Here is a 16590-nt window from a genome sequence, read left to right on the forward strand (position 1 = left end):
GGGCATGATGATTTGACGTCATCCCCACCTTCCTCCGTCTTGTCGACGGCAGTCTCCTTAGAGTGCCCAACTGAATGCTGGCAACAAAGGACAAGGGTTGCGCTCGTTGCGGGACTTAACCCAACATCTCACGACACGAGCTGACGACAACCATGCACCACCTGTCACCGCTGTCCCGAAGGAAGCCTCCATCTCTGGAGGGGTCAGCGGGATGTCAAGCCCTGGTAAGGTTCTTCGCGTTGCTTCGAATTAAACCACATGCTCCACCGCTTGTGCGGGTCCCCGTCAATTCCTTTGAGTTTCAGCCTTGCGGCCGTACTCCCCAGGCGGAGTGCTTATTGCGTTAGCTGCGGCACTGAGGAGGTGGACTCCCCAACACCTAGCACTCATCGTTTACGGCGTGGACTACCAGGGTATCTAATCCTGTTTGCTCCCCACGCTTTCGCGCCTCAGCGTCAGTTACAGGCCAGAGAGCCGCCTTCGCCACTGGTGTTCCTCCACATCTCTACGCATTTCACCGCTACACGTGGAATTCCGCTCTCCTCTCCTGCACTCAAGCTCCCCAGTTTCAGATGGCTCTCCACGGTTGAGCCGTGGGCTTTCACACCTGACTTAAGAAGCCGCCTGCGCGCGCTTTACGCCCAATAATTCCGGACAACGCTTGCCCCCTACGTATTACCGCGGCTGCTGGCACGTAGTTAGCCGGGGCTTTCTCGTCAGGTACCGTCAGACCGGGAGGTCATCCCGGCGGTTCTTCCCTGACAACAGAGTTTTACGATCCGAAGACCTTCCTCACTCACGCGGCGTTGCTCCGTCAGACTTTCGTCCATTGCGGAAGATTCCCTACTGCTGCCTCCCGTAGGAGTCTGGGCCGTGTCTCAGTCCCAGTGTGGCCGTTCACCCTCTCAGGTCGGCTACGCATCGTCGCCTTGGTAGGCCGTTACCCCACCAACTAGCTAATGCGCCGCAGGCCCATCTGTACGCGGCTCAAAGGCCTTTCCATGCCGAACCATGCGGTTCGGCATCCTATCCGGTATTAGCTCCGGTTTCCCGGAGTTATCCCGGTCGTACAGGCAGGTTGCCTACGTGTTACTCACCCGTCCGCCGCTAACCTCAGGAATGCAAGCACTCCATCGGTTCGCTCGACTTGCATGTATTAGGCACGCCGCCAGCGTTCGTCCTGAGCCAGGATCAAACTCTCCAAAAAAGATGAAGATTGATACGCAAGCTCGTAAGCTAGCTCATAAAGTAAAGAATGTTTTTCGGGCCCCATAAAAGTGCCTGAAATCAACTTTGAAGCTGACCTTCACTTTCATGGGATATTTACCTCGCACACAAACGAGTGTCACTGTTCAGTTTTCAAGGGACTTCTTTTTCTCTGTCGCATTCTGTTGACGACTTTTACATTTTATCAAATCTTAGACTAAATTGCAATATCTTTTTTAAAAATAACCCTGTTTTATCTCAAGGATTTATCACTGTTTTAACAGCGACAATTGAAAATGTATCATATAATAATCACTATTGTCAACACATTTATTATATCTTTATATTTGTATTTTTTATTTTGGAATTATGTTTCCAGTTTTCACTGCGAATTATACCACATCAAAAATAAAGAGTCTCAGGGGAAACAAAGCCCTTTCAGCCCTTTAATTTAAGCATTTGCTTCATAATATCTATTTCCTGTTCCACGAAGCTCTGAATCAACAGGGGAGTGATGGTAGTCTCAACAACAGCTGCCACAAATAGCATAACTACAATAGTGCCAACAGCCAAAGGGAGATCTCTCAGCATATCACTGAACTTTTTCCTCACAGTTGTCCGTTTCTCTCTTACAAACAGACTAACAACCCAGTCATACGTCAATACACCCAACTTAATACCGATGGCTGCTGCGAAAATGATGGCACTCAGTTCGATAATCCCATGCGGCAAAATTCCAGCGAGCAAAATCTTTAGCGGACTTATGCCTCCGCTTGCATATACTTTTAACAAGAAACCGAGCAAAATACCGTTTGTCACTAGCCCCAGGGCGGGATACAGCCCAAAGAAAAAGATGCCAAGCCCCACCATGCTAAACGCGACCATTACATTATTTTTAAAAATAACCCCAAATGTATATAACGGGTTATTGGCTTCTCTAATATCACTTCCAATTCGTTGAATGTTGTCTATCATCTGCTTGGCAAATTGTTTAATTTCTTCCGCATTCGTATATCCGAAGAACACACCTATCAACATCAGCGCAACACCGAGCCATATGTATCGTTTATTCTCACAGACAATGCTTGCCAGTCTTTTTACCATTGCATATCTGCTCCCCTTTCCTGTACTTTCCTCTTCTTGATAATACCGCGATTCTTTCTTCCGTATTCCTTATTTTCAAAAAGGCATATCCTTGACTCACAGGCATACATATGTAATGGACAAGGGTTAAACTAATAAGGAGGTGTGATTTTTGTTTTGGATTGTAAACGCCAGACGTCTTAAACAGTATCTTATCATTCTTACTGCCGCTTTATTCGCCATTGGCATCGCCTGGGCCGAAAGGGATAATATTTCAATCTTCACGTCAGGAAAAAATGGGCCGAACGCTATTTACAAAGTGGACACGCGGGAAAAAAAGCTCGCTCTCACCTTTGATATTAGCTGGGGCGAAGAACGTGTAGGCCCAATTCTTGACATTCTTGAGCAAAAAGGTGTGAAAAAAGCAACGTTCTTCCTTTCCTCGCCCTGGAGCAAAAGCCACCCTGACATCGTAAAACGCATTAAAGACATGGGATTTGAAATCGGTTCTCATGGACATAAATACACTAACTACAGCAGCCTAAACGACGAAGAAATTCAAGCGGAAATCACAAAAGCCCACGAAATTTTAAAGGAATTAACTGGAACTCCACCTAATCTTATCCGTACTCCGAATGGCGATTTCGATAAACGCGTACTTAAAATCGCCGACAAAATGGGGTATACAGTCGTCCAATGGGATACGGATTCGAAAGACTGGCTGAATCCTGGAACAGAGCAAATCATTAAAAATGTCGTGGACAGTGCACATCCCGGTGATATTATTTTGATGCACGCAAGCGATTCATGCAAGCAGACCCATCTGGCCCTTCCGGCCATCATCGAACAATTGCGCTCCAAAGGTTACGAATTTGTCACCGTTTCTGAACTTATCGCTAACGCAAAAATAAATACAAACGAGGTTCAATAAATGAGAAAAAGCCGGGCGGTTACTTCGCCAGGCTTTCGTTTTTTTGCAGAACACGATGCAACTGCATAATTTGCCACGTATTGCATAATAACAACGGCACAATCATCATAATCATTGCTTTCGGATTGTTTTCTTTGAGCGCCGGAAGCCACTCAAGAACCGTAACAACAAACATAAAAAAAACGGTCGGAATCCAAGCAGAAGCATTCGTCGCCTTGACTTTAAAATAAGCAACCACCACCGCATAAACGAGCAGGCTAAACGGCAGCCATACATATCCGAGAATCGGTTCTTCTTTTGCGAACAGATCATGTCGTAAAACGACCAAATCAACAAATACAAACAGAATCAAGAGCACCTGTACTCCCAGCCAAAGACTTTTTCTTCTGAGTACGCTAAGCGCTAAATAATTCAACATTAAATAGGCGAAAAAACCCATCTGGCTAATTATACTAAACATAAGACCCATAATTAATCTTCCAAAAATACCTATCCCAAAATTCCCGAATCCGCCGCCAAGCGATTCCATGCCAATAAAAGCACCAGTAATTACCGCTCCCAAGGCTCCCATAAGAAGCGTCGTATAAAACAAAAAAGACCACTTTCGTAATGTCACCAACATACCCCCATGCTTCCTCGTTTCCCTTTCTTGATTGTACCAACAGCCCCAGTAAAAAACCAGTAATTTCGCCCATTCGTCACATCCTCCATTTCCTCCATAATTCACCACGCGCAAGGCCCGGTCAATAAGGATAAACAGCATCATCGTTTGACATGCTAAATCATAGCTATACAAATTGAGAAATGAGGGAAGCAAAGTGATGAACCATTTTACCATTTCCATAAAATATGTGCTTTCTTCCATTCTACTCGCTGCTGTTCTGGTCACGGGTTGTAGCGGAGGTCAACAAAAAGAAAAATCCGCCTCTTCCGACTATAAAGAAACAAAGCAAATGGTTGTCGACATTTTAAAAACAAAAGAGGGGCAAAAAGCAATTCATGAAGCCATGAACGAACGCTCATCTACACAAAGCGTCCAGAGAGCAGGGCAAGGGGGCGGCGAAGAGATGAAAATTCAAGCCCATGAAATGATGCAAGACCCGAAATTTGCAGTTTCTATGGCTAAAGCGATGCAGGAGCAAAACAAAAAATTACTAAAAGATCTCATGAAAGAACCTGAGTACCAGAAAATGATGCTCGATATTATGAAAGACCCTGAATATCAAAAGCTGGTGCTAGAAACAATGAAAAGTCCCGCGTACCGCCAACAGACAATGAGTGTAATGAAAGATGCGCTACAAAGTCCAATGTTCCGTCTGGAAATGATTCAGCTTGCCCAGAAAGCTCAGGAACAAATGATAAAGCCTGAGCAAGGCAAAGGTAAAGAAAAAGAAAAAGGAAAAGGAAAAGAAGGCGGAGGAAAACAAGAGGGCGGTGGAGGTAAAAAGTAATTCTCCTTCCTTCCAAAGCTAAAACCGCTTGTACAAGAAAAACTCGCTGGCTTATGCCTGGTCCTTTTTCCACATAGAAGAAAACCGGCCACCTTGTGGTACGTCGGCCGGACTGACAAAACATCTGGAGCCCTCGAGGAGGGAGACATTTGCCAGTCTTTCTCTCCCTCCGTGCCACACGCTCCACATGCCACATGGAAAAAGAAAACGTTTGGCACACACCTCACGAGTTTTTCTTCATTTACTTATGGAAAGAAAGTGTATATTGCTTTATCACTATAAAGCAACATATACTTTCTTAATACGAAAAAAAACGGAAGTGAGGAGTTCCTCATCTTCCGTTTTCGCCGTATTTTGCTTATACGGAAATACCAGCTTTCTCATCAACTTTCCGCGCTAGTTCCGCATAGATTTTGCCGATTTCTTCATGTTCTTGATATACAGAAGGTGCGTAACGATCTTCGTCGCGCATCGGCTCCGGCTGTCCTAGCGGAATTTGCGCCAGCAATTCTGTCTTCAGCTCCTCCGCGAGCTTCTGACCTCCGCCGCTTCCGAAGATCGGGTCTTTTTCGCCGTTCTTGTTTATATAGTAAGACATGTTTTCTACTACCCCAAGAATTTCGTGGTTTGTGCGGAGGGCCATCGCACCGGCACGCGCTGCTACGAACGCCGCTGTGGGATGCGGAGTCGTTACGATAATTTCCTTGCTCTGTGGAATCATCTGGTGCACATCAAGCGCTACATCACCCGTTCCTGGCGGCAGATCGAGAATCATGTAATCTAGTTCACCCCAATGAATTTCACTAAAGAAGTTACGCAACATTTTTCCCAGCATCGGCCCGCGCCAAATAATCGGCGAATTGTCCTCTACGAAGAATCCCATGGAGATCACTTTTACGCCGAAACGTTGCACGGGCATAACCATACTGTCAATTACAACCGGCCGTTGCGTAATGCCCATCATGTCCGGTACGCTAAAACCGTAAATATCCGCATCAATGACACCGACTTTCTTGCCCATACGTGCCAACGCAACCGCTAGGTTAACTGTTACCGTGGATTTTCCGACGCCGCCTTTTCCGCTTGCTACTGCAATAAATTGCGTTTTCGAATCCGGTGCAAGAAGAGGGGAGATTTGGCTTAAGCCCGCGCCGTGTCCCTGTACCGCGCCATTGTTTGGCGCGGAAGGCGAACCATCTGCACTACCGCCACGAATTATCGCAGCGACACGCGCTCTTTCCTCATCTGTCATCGCTCCAAAGTGAACAACAACTTCTTTCGCACCAAGCGCTTTAATCGCATTTTCCACATCTTCCTGAATCTTCACCTTTAACGGACAGCCCTGAATGGTAAGAATAACATCCAATTCTACTCTATCGTCATCAATCTTGATATTACGTACCATGCCCAGTTCCACTACACTGCGGTGGATCTCCGGATCTTGAACCCCTTTCAGCGCCTCTAACACTTTCTCTTCTGTAATCACTTGTCTTTCACCTCTCAAAATGGCGTACTTTTTTCATTATACCACTCTGTTATTTTTTCCTACAAAGCTTATTGCATTTCTTCAACAGTTTCCCCTGAATAATAACGTAAAATCCCCTGGTAAATCGCATTGGCCATTTGTTTTTGATAACGGGAAGTCGCCATAAGTTTAGCCTCTTGCTCGTTGGATAGAAACCCGACTTCCACCAGTACGGATGGACATTCCGCTGTGCGAAGGATGAAAATATCATCTGTTTTTTTTGCCACTCTGTCTGTATTGCTTATGACACGTTTAATTTCATCCTGAATAAGATGAGCCATCTGGCCGGATTGCTTTAACGCAGGCGAATAGAATGTTTGTGCCCCTGACCAGCGCGGAGATGGAATGGCATTCAGATGAATGCTTATCAGCAAATCAGCCTGATTATCTTTAATTAACCGGACGCGCCGCAGTAAATCTTCGGTTTTACGTTTACTCAACCCTTTTGTGCCAGGAGCGGCCAAATCTGTATCCGTTTCGCGTGTCATAATAACCAAAGCGCCCGCCTCCTGTAGAAAATCGCGTAAATACATACTAATAGGCAAAGTGATGTCTTTCTCAATTATTCCACCTTTGCTTTTGGCTCCGCCGTCTAGTCCGCCATGCCCAGCATCCACGACAATAATTTTTCCGGAAAGCGGCAGCGACCAAACGGACCATGACTCATCATCCATCGGCATATTATATGTCAAAAGTGTTATAAGGAACATCAGTGCTCCTAACCACAGTATTACGTTTCTTTTTTTTCGCAAAGTATACTCCCCCCCCTATTCTAATTACTATATACATTTGACTTGATCGATTGACATTGTTTAATAGAGCAAAGTACATCTCTAGCTCTTATATATAAAACATATGTACAACCTTCCTGTTTATTCGCGGAACATATATCCCCTGGTTTCGTTCAAATAAAAAAGCGAGCTTTTGTCATAAGCCCGCTCTAAATCGCTTCAAAGCAATTTAAGTTTTCGCTGTTTTTTTCCATAGACAAGGCCGTGGCGAAACCACTTTGCCGCCAAATCTTCCGCTATAATGGATACTGAATAAAAGTCCCATTCGCCAAGGCGACTCATAAGGTTAAAATCATTAGCTAATGTGTAAATACTCAGAAGATGTTGCTGGGAGTAGCTGCGTTCAATTTCTTCCGCCGTACGCCCCGCTTTATATAACTTACTAGCTGCAACGCCTTGGAAAAAGAATTCGTAAATAATTTCGGCCAGATATTCTTCGACAAGGTAGCGTTGCAGCAAAGGGAGATGACGAATGGAAACTTCGACAGTGTTATAGTAGTAGCGGCGCACCTCTTGGATGTCGATGCCATCCTTAATTTTCTTACGCATATTTTCGTTCCGTATCCTAGCACGTTCTTCAAACGATACTATATTGCTGTCCATGCGATCACCCTGTTTTATCGTATGAATGTTACTCTTAGGATGGCCTTTTCGTTTATTGTTTCATACCTTGTTTAAAAATCTGATTATCTTAAACGAAAGCAGTCAGCAAAACGTGTAACAAAAAGCCCAATCCAAAAGGATTGGGCTTTTTCTGAATATAAATATCGTCCAAATTAGCGTTTGGAGAATTGAGGTGCGCGACGAGCAGCTTTAAGACCGTATTTCTTACGTTCTTTCATCCGTGGATCGCGAGTCAAGAATCCAGCTGCTTTCAAAGCGCCACGAAGATCCGGGTCAGCTTGCAGCAACGCGCGGGAGATGCCATGGCGGATCGCACCCGCTTGACCGGTTGTACCGCCGCCATTCACATTTACAAGCACATCGTACTTGCCTTCCGTTTCAGTAAGAACGAGCGGTTGCTTTACGATAAGTTTCAAAGTTTCAAGACCAAAATATTCATCCATTGGACGCTTGTTGATGATGATTTGACCATCGCCAGGTACTAAGCGAACGCGTGCAACGGAATGCTTGCGACGACCTGTTCCGTAGTATTGAACTTGTGCCACGAAATTACCCTCCTTTTACTATCCGCGCAGTTCCCATTTTTCTGGTTTTTGCGCTTGATGTGGATGCTCAGAACCAGCATATACATGCAGTTTTGTAACCAATCGACGACCAAGGCGGTTCTTCGGCAGCATGCCTTTAACAGCAAGCTCGATCATGCGCTCAGGCTTGGTAGCCAACATTTGGCCAGCCGTAGTGATTTTCAAGCCGCCCGGATAACCGGAGTGACGATAATACAGCTTATCCGTCATTTTCTTACCAGTCAGTTTGATTTTATCAGCATTGATAACGATAACGAAATCGCCAGTGTCAACGTGCGGTGTGAATTCAGGTTTGAATTTTCCGCGAAGAATAGCCGCTACTTCGCTGGCCAGACGTCCGAGCGTCTGTCCTTCAGCATCAACAACATACCATTTACGCTCTACTTCGAGTGGCTTGGCCATGTATGTGGTGCGCATTGTTTTCCCTCCTGTAACTTGCATTTCAAAAAGTTCCGTTAACCTTTATATTTTAAAAACCAACACATTTTCGGGGCGTTAGTGGGTTTTAAAATACCGAATTTGATATTACTACAATTTTGGTATTAAAGTCAAGAAAAAATTATACACCAGGTGGCGTTGACTTCCTATACTCTACTTTCCATAAATACAGGCCCTGCGGGGGGACGTTGGCCTTAGCGATCGTACCATTCTTCGCTTCAAGCATCCATTTCACGTAATCGACTTCCCAGCGGCCCTTGCCGACTTCTACAAGCGCTCCTGTCATCATACGAACCATGTTATACAAAAATCCGTTGCCACGAAACGTAAGCCAAATGTCAAGCCCCTGCCCGGGCACGAATTTGTCACGCTGCGTAACCTCGATCGTTACTTCATATATCGTCCGCACCTTGTCTTCCACCTGCGTGCGCATCGAACAAAACGAGGTAAAGTCATGCGTTCCCAAAAAATAAGCGGCGGCCGCACGCATCTTCTCAATATCAAGCGGCGCTTTTACATGATAAGCCCAGTCGCGAATAAAAGGATCAGGAGTATCTTGATTAAGAATCCGGTATTTATAGGTTTTCTCCGTGACATCATACCGAGCATGAAAATCCATTGGCACATCTACAGCATGCAGTACAACAATATCGTCCGGCAAAAACGTATTCATCGCTGGCACCAGCCTATCTGCAGGTATACGGCTAGTCGTAACAAAATGGGCGACCTGTTCCCTCGCATGAACACCCGAATCCGTGCGCCCGGATGCCACGATTTTTGTCTCATGTCGGAGAATATGTTTCAGCACTTTTTCAATTTCGGCCTGTATGCTGGGACCGTTGTTCTGCCGCTGAAAGCCATAATAAGCCGTTCCCTGATAGCCAAACGTAAGCTTAATCTTACGCTCTTCCATCTGTGTTGTATTCATCCTTTCATTGCCGGACAAAACCAGTCAATGCCAAAGCCGCCGCTTACGCCCGCAGCAGCCAGACAGTGACCGCTATCCCTATTGTAATGAGAAGAAGCATCGCATCCCGCTTGCCGAAGCGCAACTGCCGGTACTTTGTCCGTCCTTCTCCACCGCGGTATCCTCTCGCTTCCATCGCAAACGCCAGCTCTTCCGCCCGACGAAACGATTGTACGAACAACGGAACAATTAAAGGAAGGATGCCGTTAATCCGTTTTATAATCGAACCGCTGGAAAAAGAAGCCCCGCGTGACATTTGCGCTTTGGCGATTTTATCCGTCTCCTCAAGCAGTGTCGGAATAAAGCGTAGCGAAATCGACATCATCAGTGCCAGCTCATGTGCTGGAAAACCAAATTTCCGGAAAGGGGAAAACAAACTCTCCAGCCCATCCGTTAGCTGAATCGGAGAAGTTGTCAGTGTTAATAAAGAAGCCGATAGCATCAGCAGAATAATGCGTGCTGACACAAAGGCCGCGTCCTGCAGCCCTTTTTCGTGAATTTCAATGAACTTCCATGAAAATAAAAGTGCGCCTTCCTTATTCGTGAAAACTTGTAAAATCACCGTTAATACGATAATCCAGAGAGCGGGCTTTAATCCACGCAGAACGTAGATAACCGGAATGCGCGAAACCGCGATTCCCAGAAGCGTGACCGCTGCCACAAACAAGAAAGCGGCCAGCGTGTTCGCCATAAAAATAAAAATGATAAAAAAAAGTACGAATAAAAGTTTGCTGCGTGGGTCGCACTGGTGAAGAAACGACTGACGCGGCACAAACTGGCCAATCGGAATGGAATTCAAAAAACTCATCGTCGCTTCCCTCCTCTACGCGAAAAGCGACGGGCCAGCTCGTCAGCCAGCTGTTCTGAATCGAAAATATCAAGCGGAAGAGGCGGCACCGAGCTCCCAGCCGTACGCACGCGCTCGTTAAACTGCACGATAAAACGAGTAATTTCCGGTAAATCCAGGCCCGCTTGCTGAATCTTCTCCGGCTCCTGGAACACCTGCTGTGGTGTTCCTTCCATCCATACGCGTCCTTGATTCATCACATAAAGATAATCAGCATATAGCGCAGCGTCCTCCATGCTATGCGTAACGAGAATCGTCGTCCGTTTCTCTTCACGATGAACACGGGCAATCATCTCCAGAATCGCACGATGCCCGGCAGGATCCAATCCTGCGGTCGGTTCATCCAGTATCAGTACTTTTGGATTCATAACAAGCACGCCGGCAAGTGCTGCTCGTCTCATCTGGCCCCCGCTCAAGGCGAAAGGAGATTTCTCTCCATACTTCTCCGGATCAAGGCCCACAAGGCGCAAAGCAGCATCCACACGCGCTACAATCATCTCAGGCGGGACGCCCATATTGACAAGACCGAACGCAACATCTTTGCGTACCGTTTCCTCAAACAGCTGATATTCCGGATATTGAAACGCTAGCCCTACCTGCTGTCGTAGCTTCTCAAGACCTTTTTTCTTCTTGGCAGGCAATGTAAATTCGCCGATCTGCATCGTACCTTCCGTAGGCTGCAGTAAGCCGTTCAACAACTGAATGAACGTAGACTTGCCCGAGCCTGTATGGCCAATAATGGCGACATAACGACCATGCGGAATATAAAGCGACACGTCTCTAAGCGCCTGATAAGCAAACGGGGTGCCCGGCGAATACGTATAACTCACGTTTTCTAATCGGATATCCATAAGCTATCGAGCACTCCTTCACCGGTTATATTCAGCACAGGAAAACGAAAGCCTTTCTTTCGTAACCGGTACTGCAAATCGCAGGCAAACGGCACGTCAAGGCCAAGCTTGCGCAGCCAATCCACTTTTTGATAGATTGTTTCCGGTGTTCCTTCGCCTACAAGAGCGCCTCCGTCCATCACAAGAATACGGTCGCTTTCCAGCGTCTCTTCAAGGTAATGAGTAATCTGGATGACCGTCATACCTTGTTCAAGGTTCATCCGCCGCACAACTTCCAAGACTTCTTTTCGTCCCCGGGGATCAAGCATCGCTGTCGCTTCGTCCAGCACAAGCACAGCCGGACGGACGGCCAGAGCGCCGGCGATAGCCACACGCTGTTTCTGTCCTCCAGAAAGTCGATTTGGCTCAGCCGTCCGAAATTCCGACATATTCACTTTTTGCAGCACATCTATGATACGCGCTTCCATCTCTGAAGGAGGGATGCCGATGTTCTCCATGCCAAAGGCGATGTCATCCTCTACTGTCGGCGCCACAAATTGATTGTCCGGATTTTGAAAAACCATGCCTACCGTTTGACGCACTTGCCAAATCTGCTCTTCATCCGATGTAACAACACCGGCAACTTCCACGCTCCCTTCAGTTGGCAAAAGCAGACCATTCAGCAATTTTGCCAGCGTGGATTTACCGGAACCGTTATGACCGATAATCGAAAGGAACTCCCCTTTCCTCACTTCACACGAAACGCCCTTCACTGCCTTCTCTTCAGCGCCTTCATACGCAAAAGAAACATGGTTGAGGCGTATGATTGTTTCAGTCAAATCCACCACACCGCTTTCTTCCGTTCCCCTTACTTAAGAAAAAAAGAAATAAAAACAAATGTTTTGTTAGCGGGCTTTCTTCGAAACAAGGGAATAGGTATAAAAAACTTCTGTAAAGAAAAGAATAGACATTGTTTTTCCTATGCAAAAAAAGGGTGATTTCATCCTCACCCTTTCTTGCGCCAGTGCTAACTATTCAACTAACTCAAGGTATACCATTGGTGCGCCGTCGCCGCGGCGAGGACCAATTTTCAAGATGCGAGTGTAACCACCTTGACGCTCAGAAAAGCGAGGTGCAATCGTATCAAACAACTTTTGAATTGCATCCTGGTTGGTTTCATTGTTAGCTGTTTCTTTACGCACAAAAGCGGCTACTTGACGACGAGCGTGCAGGTCACCGCGTTTAGCTAATGTGATCATTTTTTCAGCGATAGAACGTACTTCTTTCGCTTTGCTTTCCGTTGTTTCGATGCGCTCGTTGATAATCAGGTCCGTTACCAGATCGCGGAATAAAGCTTTACGAGCGGCGCTATTACGGCCTAATTTAGCATATGCCATATTTTTTCCCTCCTTAAAACGAACAGTTGGTCAATCTTAATCATCTTTGCGAAGTCCAAGTCCGAGTTCTTCGAGCTTTTCTTGAACTTCTTCCAGAGATTTGCGGCCAAGATTGCGGACTTTCATCATATCTTCTTCTGTTTTCTGCGTCAGCTCTTGCACAGTATTGATACCTGCACGCTTCAAGCAGTTGTAGGAACGGACAGAAAGATCAAGTTCCTCGATTGTCATCTCAAGTACTTTTTCTTTCTTATCTTCTTCTTTTTCCACCATGATTTCGGCTTCTTTCGCCTCATCAGTTAGCCCTACAAACAGATTCAGATGTTCCGTCATGATCTTTGCGCCTAAACTTACCGCTTCCTCCGGGCGGATACTGCCATCCGTCCATACTTCAAGCGTGAGCTTATCATAGTTAGTCACTTGGCCTACACGTGTGTTTTCCACTTGATAGTTCACACGGGTAATTGGTGTGTAGATTGAATCAATTGGAATCACGCCAATTGGCATATCCGGGCGTTTGTTCTGATCGGCAGGCACATAGCCGCGTCCGCGGTTGGCAACCATACGAATGTGGAGACGAGCCCCCTCTTCCATCGTTGCAATAACCAGGTCCGGATTCAAAATTTCTACATCGCTGTCTGCGCGAATGTCGGCAGCTGTTACGACACCGGCGCCTTCCGCATCAATTTCAAGCACTTTCTCTTCATCCGAATGAATTTTCAAAGAAAGTGTTTTTAAATTCAAGATGATCTGGGTAGTGTCTTCTACGACGCCTTCGATCGTGGAGAACTCGTGGAGAACCCCATCGATTTCAACACTGATAATGGCGGCACCCGGCAGGGAAGACAGCAAAATACGACGTAAGGAGTTTCCAAGCGTTGTGCCGTATCCTCGTTCAAGAGGCTCTACCACAAACTTGCCATAGGTAGAGTCTTCGCTTACTTCTACCACTTCGATCTTTGGCTTTTCGATTTCGATCATCAAACAAACCCTCCTTCAAAACGTCGAAAATTCCGGACGGGTCATAAGGTCCACGACCGGAATTCCCCTTTGGCGGTTACCAGTAAATCGCAACCAAAGCACAGACCTGTTCGTTCCATATTAAGATAGTATGCACAGGTGTATAACTTTTTAAACTGCTAGTTTATGCGACTTGCTGCCAAATTATACACGGCGACGTTTTGGTGGACGGCAACCATTGTGAGGAATAGGTGTAACGTCTTTAATCATGCTGACTTCAAGTCCTGTAGCCTGCAGGGAACGAATTGCAGCTTCACGTCCGGAACCTGGTCCTTTAACCATAACTTCAACAGTTTTCATACCGTGTTCCATCGCAGCTTTAGCAGCCTGCTCAGCAGCCATTTGCGCCGCGAACGGAGTGCTTTTACGAGAACCTTTGAAACCAAGGCCACCCGCACTTGCCCAAGAAATTGCATTTCCATGCGGGTCAGTAATAGTAACGATCGTGTTGTTGAATGTAGAACGAATATGCGCGACACCAGCTTCAACGTTTTTGCGATCGCGACGACGAGTGCGAGTCGCAGCTACTTTTCTTTTTGCCAACTTCATTTACCCCCTTTACTTCTTCTTGTTCGCAACGGTACGGCGCGGACCTTTGCGAGTACGTGCATTGGTTTTCGTACGTTGACCACGAACCGGCAAGCCACGACGATGACGAACACCACGATAGCAGCCAATTTCAATCAAACGCTTGATGTTGAGAGAAACCTCACGACGAAGATCCCCTTCAACTTTGATATTCTTGTCAATATAGTCACGAAGCTTTGTTGCTTCATCTTCAGTCAGATCACGAACGCGAGTATTTTCATCGATACCGGTTTCGCTCAAAATTTTGCTAGCAGTAGAACGGCCAATGCCAAAGATGTAAGTTAACGCAATAACAACGCGTTTATCACGAGGTAAGTCAACCCCAGCAATACGTGCCATGTATCGTGCACCTCCTTATAAATTAACCTTGTCTTTGCTTATGCTTCGGATTTTCACAAATTACCATGACTTTGCCTTTACGGCGAATAATTTTGCATTTCTCGCAAATCGGCTTTACAGATGGTCTTACTTTCATTCGGATAACCTCCCATCATTTCTAGAGTGGAACTATTAGAGGTTGGAGGTTAGATAAACCTCTAACTCCTGTCGTTTCCTGCTCTATTTGTAACGATATGTGATCCGTCCACGGGTTAAATCATACGGCGATAATTCGACGGTAACTTTGTCACCCGGCAATATACGAATGAAATGCATGCGGATTTTACCGGATACGTGAGCGAGCACTTTATGCCCGTTCTCTAGCTCTACGCGAAACATAGCGTTTGGCAGAGGCTCAATCACGGTACCTTCTACTTCAATTACATCTTCTTTCGCCATAAAGCCACTCTCCTTTCTTCAGCATGGCTGCTTTTGCTTAGCCCTCTTAACGCAAGCCGATTAAACCTACAATATCCCCATCGGCAATCATATCACATTGTCTATCTCGAAGGGAAATGGCAATTCCAGTTTTATTCTTTCGTTAAGATTTCATAACCATCTTCAGTAATCGCAATTGTATGCTCAAAGTGAGCGCACATTGAACCGTCCACGGTAACAACTGTCCAATTATCAGCAAGGGTGCGCACATAACGTTTGCCCGCATTTACCATCGGCTCAATCGCAAGTACCATTCCCGGCTTCAGCCTTGGTCCGCGGCCCGGAGGTCCAAAGTTAGGAATTTGCGGATCTTCATGCAAACTCCGTCCGATGCCATGCCCCACGTATTCACGGACAATGGAATATCCGGCTGCCTCCACGTAAACTTGAATGGCATGAGAGATATCTGTCAGGCGCGCATCCGGCTTCGCTTGTGCTAATCCTTCATAAAGAGATTTCTCGGTAACGTCCAACAAGCGCTGGTTCTCCGGAGAAATCTTGCCTACCGCATAGGTCCAAGCAGAATCACCATGATAGCCGTCCACTTCGGCGCCAATATCCAAACTGATGATATCTCCTTCCTTCAGTTTGCGCTTGCCCGGGATGCCATGAACAAGTTCTTCGTTCACTGAAGTACAAATACTGCCTGCAAAGCCTCCATAGCCTTTGAAAGAAGGTTTCGCTCCATGTTTGCGAATGAACGCTTCAGCAATCTCATCCAGATCACCAGTAGTGATACCAGGACGAATAGCTTTTTTCAGTTCTTTGTGTGTGAGGGCGACGATGCGTCCCGCCTCCCTCATGATGTCGATCTCTGTTTTGGATTTGCATATAATCATTGAGCCTGACCTCTCAACACGTTTGCAATATCCTCAAACACCTTGTCTATATCTTGTTGCCCGTTAATGTTACGAAGCAATCCTTTTGCTTTGTAATAGCTCAAGATCGGAGCGGATTGTTCGATGTTTACATCGAGGCGAGTCGCGACAGTCGCCGCATTGTCGTCGTCCCGCTGATACAATTCTCCGCCGCATTTATCACAAATTCCTTCCCGGGAAGGAGGGTTGAATATTACATGATACGTAGCACCGCAATTTTTGCAGATTCGGCGACCGGTCAGTCGTTCCAACAAAATGCTGCGATCCACATCAATATTGATGACATGATCGATTGTACGTTCCATTTCTTCAAGCGTCCTGTCCAAAGCTTCCGCCTGTGCCATCGTACGCGGAAAGCCGTCCAACATAAACCCTGTCTCACAATCAGGTTTACCTAAACGTTCTTTAACAATACCGATGACAACTTCATCCGGTACCAAGAGCCCCTGATCCATATAAGACTTTGCTTGTTTCCCCATCTCGGTTTCTTCTTTGATGGCTGCACGAAACATGTCGCCGGTGGAAATATGCGGGATGCCAAACTCGGCAACAATTTTTTCGCCTTGTGTTCCTTTTCCCGCACCAGGTAATCCCATTAAGATAATATTCATCTT

The 16590-nt window shown here is 46.3% G+C and carries 21 protein-coding genes and 1 rRNA gene (1 of these 22 running past the window's edge); 2 read left to right on the forward strand and 20 right to left on the reverse strand.

Going from position 1 to position 16590, the window contains the following annotated elements; genetic code table 11:
* Positions 1 to 1207: ribosomal RNA gene (locus ACH33_RS17450) — 16S ribosomal RNA — on the reverse strand; it reaches 334 nt to the left of the window's first position.
* Positions 1208 to 1644: 437 nt separating this feature from the next.
* The gene (locus ACH33_RS17455; RefSeq protein WP_057900112.1) at positions 1645 to 2310 is read right to left on the reverse strand and encodes a stage II sporulation protein M; all 666 of its coding nucleotides are present in this window, start codon (positions 2308 to 2310) and stop codon (positions 1645 to 1647) included.
* A 151-nt stretch (positions 2311 to 2461) separates the two neighbouring features.
* Between ACH33_RS17455 and pdaB the strand changes: the two genes are divergently transcribed.
* Positions 2462 to 3220 (forward strand): polysaccharide deacetylase family sporulation protein PdaB, encoded by a 759-nt coding sequence (pdaB, locus tag ACH33_RS17460; RefSeq protein WP_057900113.1) that lies wholly within the window; start codon positions 2462 to 2464, stop codon positions 3218 to 3220.
* 19 nt (positions 3221 to 3239) lie between these two features.
* Here pdaB and ACH33_RS17465 read toward each other — a convergent pair whose 3' ends face one another.
* Positions 3240 to 4058: a KinB-signaling pathway activation protein gene (locus ACH33_RS17465; RefSeq protein WP_236781923.1), complete on the reverse strand. Its 819-nt coding sequence runs from the start codon at positions 4056 to 4058 to the stop codon at positions 3240 to 3242.
* Between ACH33_RS17465 and gerD the strand changes: the two genes are divergently transcribed.
* Complete coding sequence (gerD, locus tag ACH33_RS17470) at positions 4042 to 4671, forward strand: spore germination lipoprotein GerD (protein ID WP_057900114.1); 630 nt, start codon at positions 4042 to 4044, stop codon at positions 4669 to 4671. The genes ACH33_RS17465 and gerD overlap by 17 nt on opposite strands.
* Positions 4672 to 5029: 358 nt before the next feature.
* Here the strand turns inward: gerD and ACH33_RS17475 are convergent, their stop codons facing one another.
* The 17 genes from ACH33_RS17475 to ACH33_RS17555 form a co-directional block, all read right to left on the reverse strand.
* Positions 5030 to 6157 carry an Mrp/NBP35 family ATP-binding protein gene (locus tag ACH33_RS17475; protein ID WP_057900115.1) on the reverse strand — a complete coding sequence of 376 codons (1128 nt, stop codon included), beginning with the start codon at positions 6155 to 6157 and terminating at the stop codon, positions 5030 to 5032.
* 68 nt (positions 6158 to 6225) lie between these two features.
* Entirely contained in the window at positions 6226 to 6906 is a 681-nt protein-coding gene (gene cwlD / locus ACH33_RS17480) for an N-acetylmuramoyl-L-alanine amidase CwlD (RefSeq protein WP_057900453.1), read from the reverse strand.
* Positions 6907 to 7146: 240 nt separating this feature from the next.
* The gene (locus ACH33_RS17485; RefSeq protein WP_057900116.1) at positions 7147 to 7590 is read right to left on the reverse strand and encodes a DUF2521 family protein; all 444 of its coding nucleotides are present in this window, start codon (positions 7588 to 7590) and stop codon (positions 7147 to 7149) included.
* Between the two features lie 173 nt (positions 7591 to 7763).
* Positions 7764 to 8156, reverse strand: a complete 393-nt coding sequence (rpsI, locus tag ACH33_RS17490; protein ID WP_057900117.1) for a 30S ribosomal protein S9 — start codon at positions 8154 to 8156, stop codon at positions 7764 to 7766.
* 18 nt (positions 8157 to 8174) lie between these two features.
* On the reverse strand, positions 8175 to 8612 hold the full coding sequence (rplM, locus tag ACH33_RS17495; protein ID WP_057900118.1) for a 50S ribosomal protein L13: 438 nt from the start codon (positions 8610 to 8612) through the stop codon (positions 8175 to 8177).
* 142 nt (positions 8613 to 8754) lie between these two features.
* The gene (gene truA / locus ACH33_RS17500) at positions 8755 to 9561 is read right to left on the reverse strand and encodes a tRNA pseudouridine(38-40) synthase TruA (RefSeq protein ID WP_236781924.1); all 807 of its coding nucleotides are present in this window, start codon (positions 9559 to 9561) and stop codon (positions 8755 to 8757) included.
* Positions 9562 to 9604: 43 nt separating this feature from the next.
* Entirely contained in the window at positions 9605 to 10408 is an 804-nt protein-coding gene (locus tag ACH33_RS17505) for an energy-coupling factor transporter transmembrane component T family protein (protein WP_057900120.1), read from the reverse strand.
* Positions 10405 to 11298: an energy-coupling factor transporter ATPase gene (locus ACH33_RS17510; RefSeq protein WP_057900121.1), complete on the reverse strand. Its 894-nt coding sequence runs from the start codon at positions 11296 to 11298 to the stop codon at positions 10405 to 10407. Before ACH33_RS17510 ends, ACH33_RS17505 begins: the two co-directional genes overlap by 4 nt.
* Positions 11283 to 12125 carry an energy-coupling factor transporter ATPase gene (locus tag ACH33_RS17515; RefSeq protein WP_327876328.1) on the reverse strand — a complete coding sequence of 281 codons (843 nt, stop codon included), beginning with the start codon at positions 12123 to 12125 and terminating at the stop codon, positions 11283 to 11285. The genes ACH33_RS17510 and ACH33_RS17515 overlap by 16 nt, the downstream gene beginning before the upstream one ends.
* 183 nt (positions 12126 to 12308) lie before the next feature.
* Positions 12309 to 12674 (reverse strand): 50S ribosomal protein L17, encoded by a 366-nt coding sequence (rplQ, locus tag ACH33_RS17520; protein ID WP_057900122.1) that lies wholly within the window; start codon positions 12672 to 12674, stop codon positions 12309 to 12311.
* A gap of 36 nt (positions 12675 to 12710) precedes the next feature.
* Positions 12711 to 13655 carry a DNA-directed RNA polymerase subunit alpha gene (locus ACH33_RS17525; RefSeq protein ID WP_057900123.1) on the reverse strand — a complete coding sequence of 315 codons (945 nt, stop codon included), beginning with the start codon at positions 13653 to 13655 and terminating at the stop codon, positions 12711 to 12713.
* A gap of 183 nt (positions 13656 to 13838) precedes the next feature.
* Positions 13839 to 14237 (reverse strand): 30S ribosomal protein S11, encoded by a 399-nt coding sequence (rpsK, locus tag ACH33_RS17530; protein ID WP_082706214.1) that lies wholly within the window; start codon positions 14235 to 14237, stop codon positions 13839 to 13841.
* A 15-nt stretch (positions 14238 to 14252) separates the two neighbouring features.
* Positions 14253 to 14621, reverse strand: coding sequence for a 30S ribosomal protein S13 (gene rpsM, locus ACH33_RS17535; RefSeq protein ID WP_057900125.1), 369 nt, complete (start codon positions 14619 to 14621; stop codon positions 14253 to 14255).
* Between the two features lie 22 nt (positions 14622 to 14643).
* A complete protein-coding gene (gene rpmJ / locus ACH33_RS17540; RefSeq protein ID WP_057900126.1) occupies positions 14644 to 14757 on the reverse strand; it encodes a 50S ribosomal protein L36 in 114 nt (37 codons plus the stop codon).
* A gap of 83 nt (positions 14758 to 14840) precedes the next feature.
* Complete coding sequence (gene infA, locus ACH33_RS17545) at positions 14841 to 15059, reverse strand: translation initiation factor IF-1 (RefSeq protein ID WP_003322635.1); 219 nt, start codon at positions 15057 to 15059, stop codon at positions 14841 to 14843.
* A gap of 131 nt (positions 15060 to 15190) precedes the next feature.
* Positions 15191 to 15937, reverse strand: coding sequence for a type I methionyl aminopeptidase (map, locus tag ACH33_RS17550; RefSeq protein ID WP_057900127.1), 747 nt, complete (start codon positions 15935 to 15937; stop codon positions 15191 to 15193).
* A complete protein-coding gene (locus tag ACH33_RS17555) occupies positions 15934 to 16587 on the reverse strand; it encodes an adenylate kinase (protein ID WP_057900128.1) in 654 nt (217 codons plus the stop codon). The genes map and ACH33_RS17555 overlap by 4 nt, the downstream gene beginning before the upstream one ends.
* Between the last annotated feature and the right edge of the window lie 3 nt (positions 16588 to 16590).

This window comes from Aneurinibacillus sp. XH2 (assembly GCF_001439585.2).
Classification (GTDB): domain Bacteria; phylum Bacillota; class Bacilli; order Aneurinibacillales; family Aneurinibacillaceae; genus Aneurinibacillus; species Aneurinibacillus thermoaerophilus.

Coding starts and splice junctions, on each gene's coding strand:
- map (WP_057900127.1), bottom strand. CDS start 15,937: ATGATTATATGCAAATCCAAAACAGAGATCGACATCATGAGGGAGGCG.
- infA (WP_003322635.1), bottom strand. CDS start 15,059: ATGGCGAAAGAAGATGTAATTGAAGTAGAAGGTACCGTGATTGAGCCT.
- truA (WP_236781924.1), bottom strand. CDS start 9,561: ATGAATACAACACAGATGGAAGAGCGTAAGATTAAGCTTACGTTTGGC.
- rpsM (WP_057900125.1), bottom strand. CDS start 14,621: ATGGCACGTATTGCTGGGGTTGACTTACCTCGTGATAAACGCGTTGTT.
- gerD (WP_057900114.1), top strand. CDS start 4,042: ATGAACCATTTTACCATTTCCATAAAATATGTGCTTTCTTCCATTCTA.
- ACH33_RS17485 (WP_057900116.1), bottom strand. CDS start 7,590: ATGGACAGCAATATAGTATCGTTTGAAGAACGTGCTAGGATACGGAAC.
- ACH33_RS17510 (WP_057900121.1), bottom strand. CDS start 11,298: ATGGATATCCGATTAGAAAACGTGAGTTATACGTATTCGCCGGGCACC.
- rplM (WP_057900118.1), bottom strand. CDS start 8,612: ATGCGCACCACATACATGGCCAAGCCACTCGAAGTAGAGCGTAAATGG.
- ACH33_RS17505 (WP_057900120.1), bottom strand. CDS start 10,408: ATGAGTTTTTTGAATTCCATTCCGATTGGCCAGTTTGTGCCGCGTCAG.
- rpmJ (WP_057900126.1), bottom strand. CDS start 14,757: ATGAAAGTAAGACCATCTGTAAAGCCGATTTGCGAGAAATGCAAAATT.
- ACH33_RS17465 (WP_236781923.1), bottom strand. CDS start 4,058: ATGGTAAAATGGTTCATCACTTTGCTTCCCTCATTTCTCAATTTGTAT.
- cwlD (WP_057900453.1), bottom strand. CDS start 6,906: ATGTTCCTTATAACACTTTTGACATATAATATGCCGATGGATGATGAG.
- ACH33_RS17555 (WP_057900128.1), bottom strand. CDS start 16,587: ATGAATATTATCTTAATGGGATTACCTGGTGCGGGAAAAGGAACACAA.
- ACH33_RS17455 (WP_057900112.1), bottom strand. CDS start 2,310: ATGGTAAAAAGACTGGCAAGCATTGTCTGTGAGAATAAACGATACATA.
- ACH33_RS17525 (WP_057900123.1), bottom strand. CDS start 13,655: ATGATCGAAATCGAAAAGCCAAAGATCGAAGTGGTAGAAGTAAGCGAA.
- rplQ (WP_057900122.1), bottom strand. CDS start 12,674: ATGGCATATGCTAAATTAGGCCGTAATAGCGCCGCTCGTAAAGCTTTA.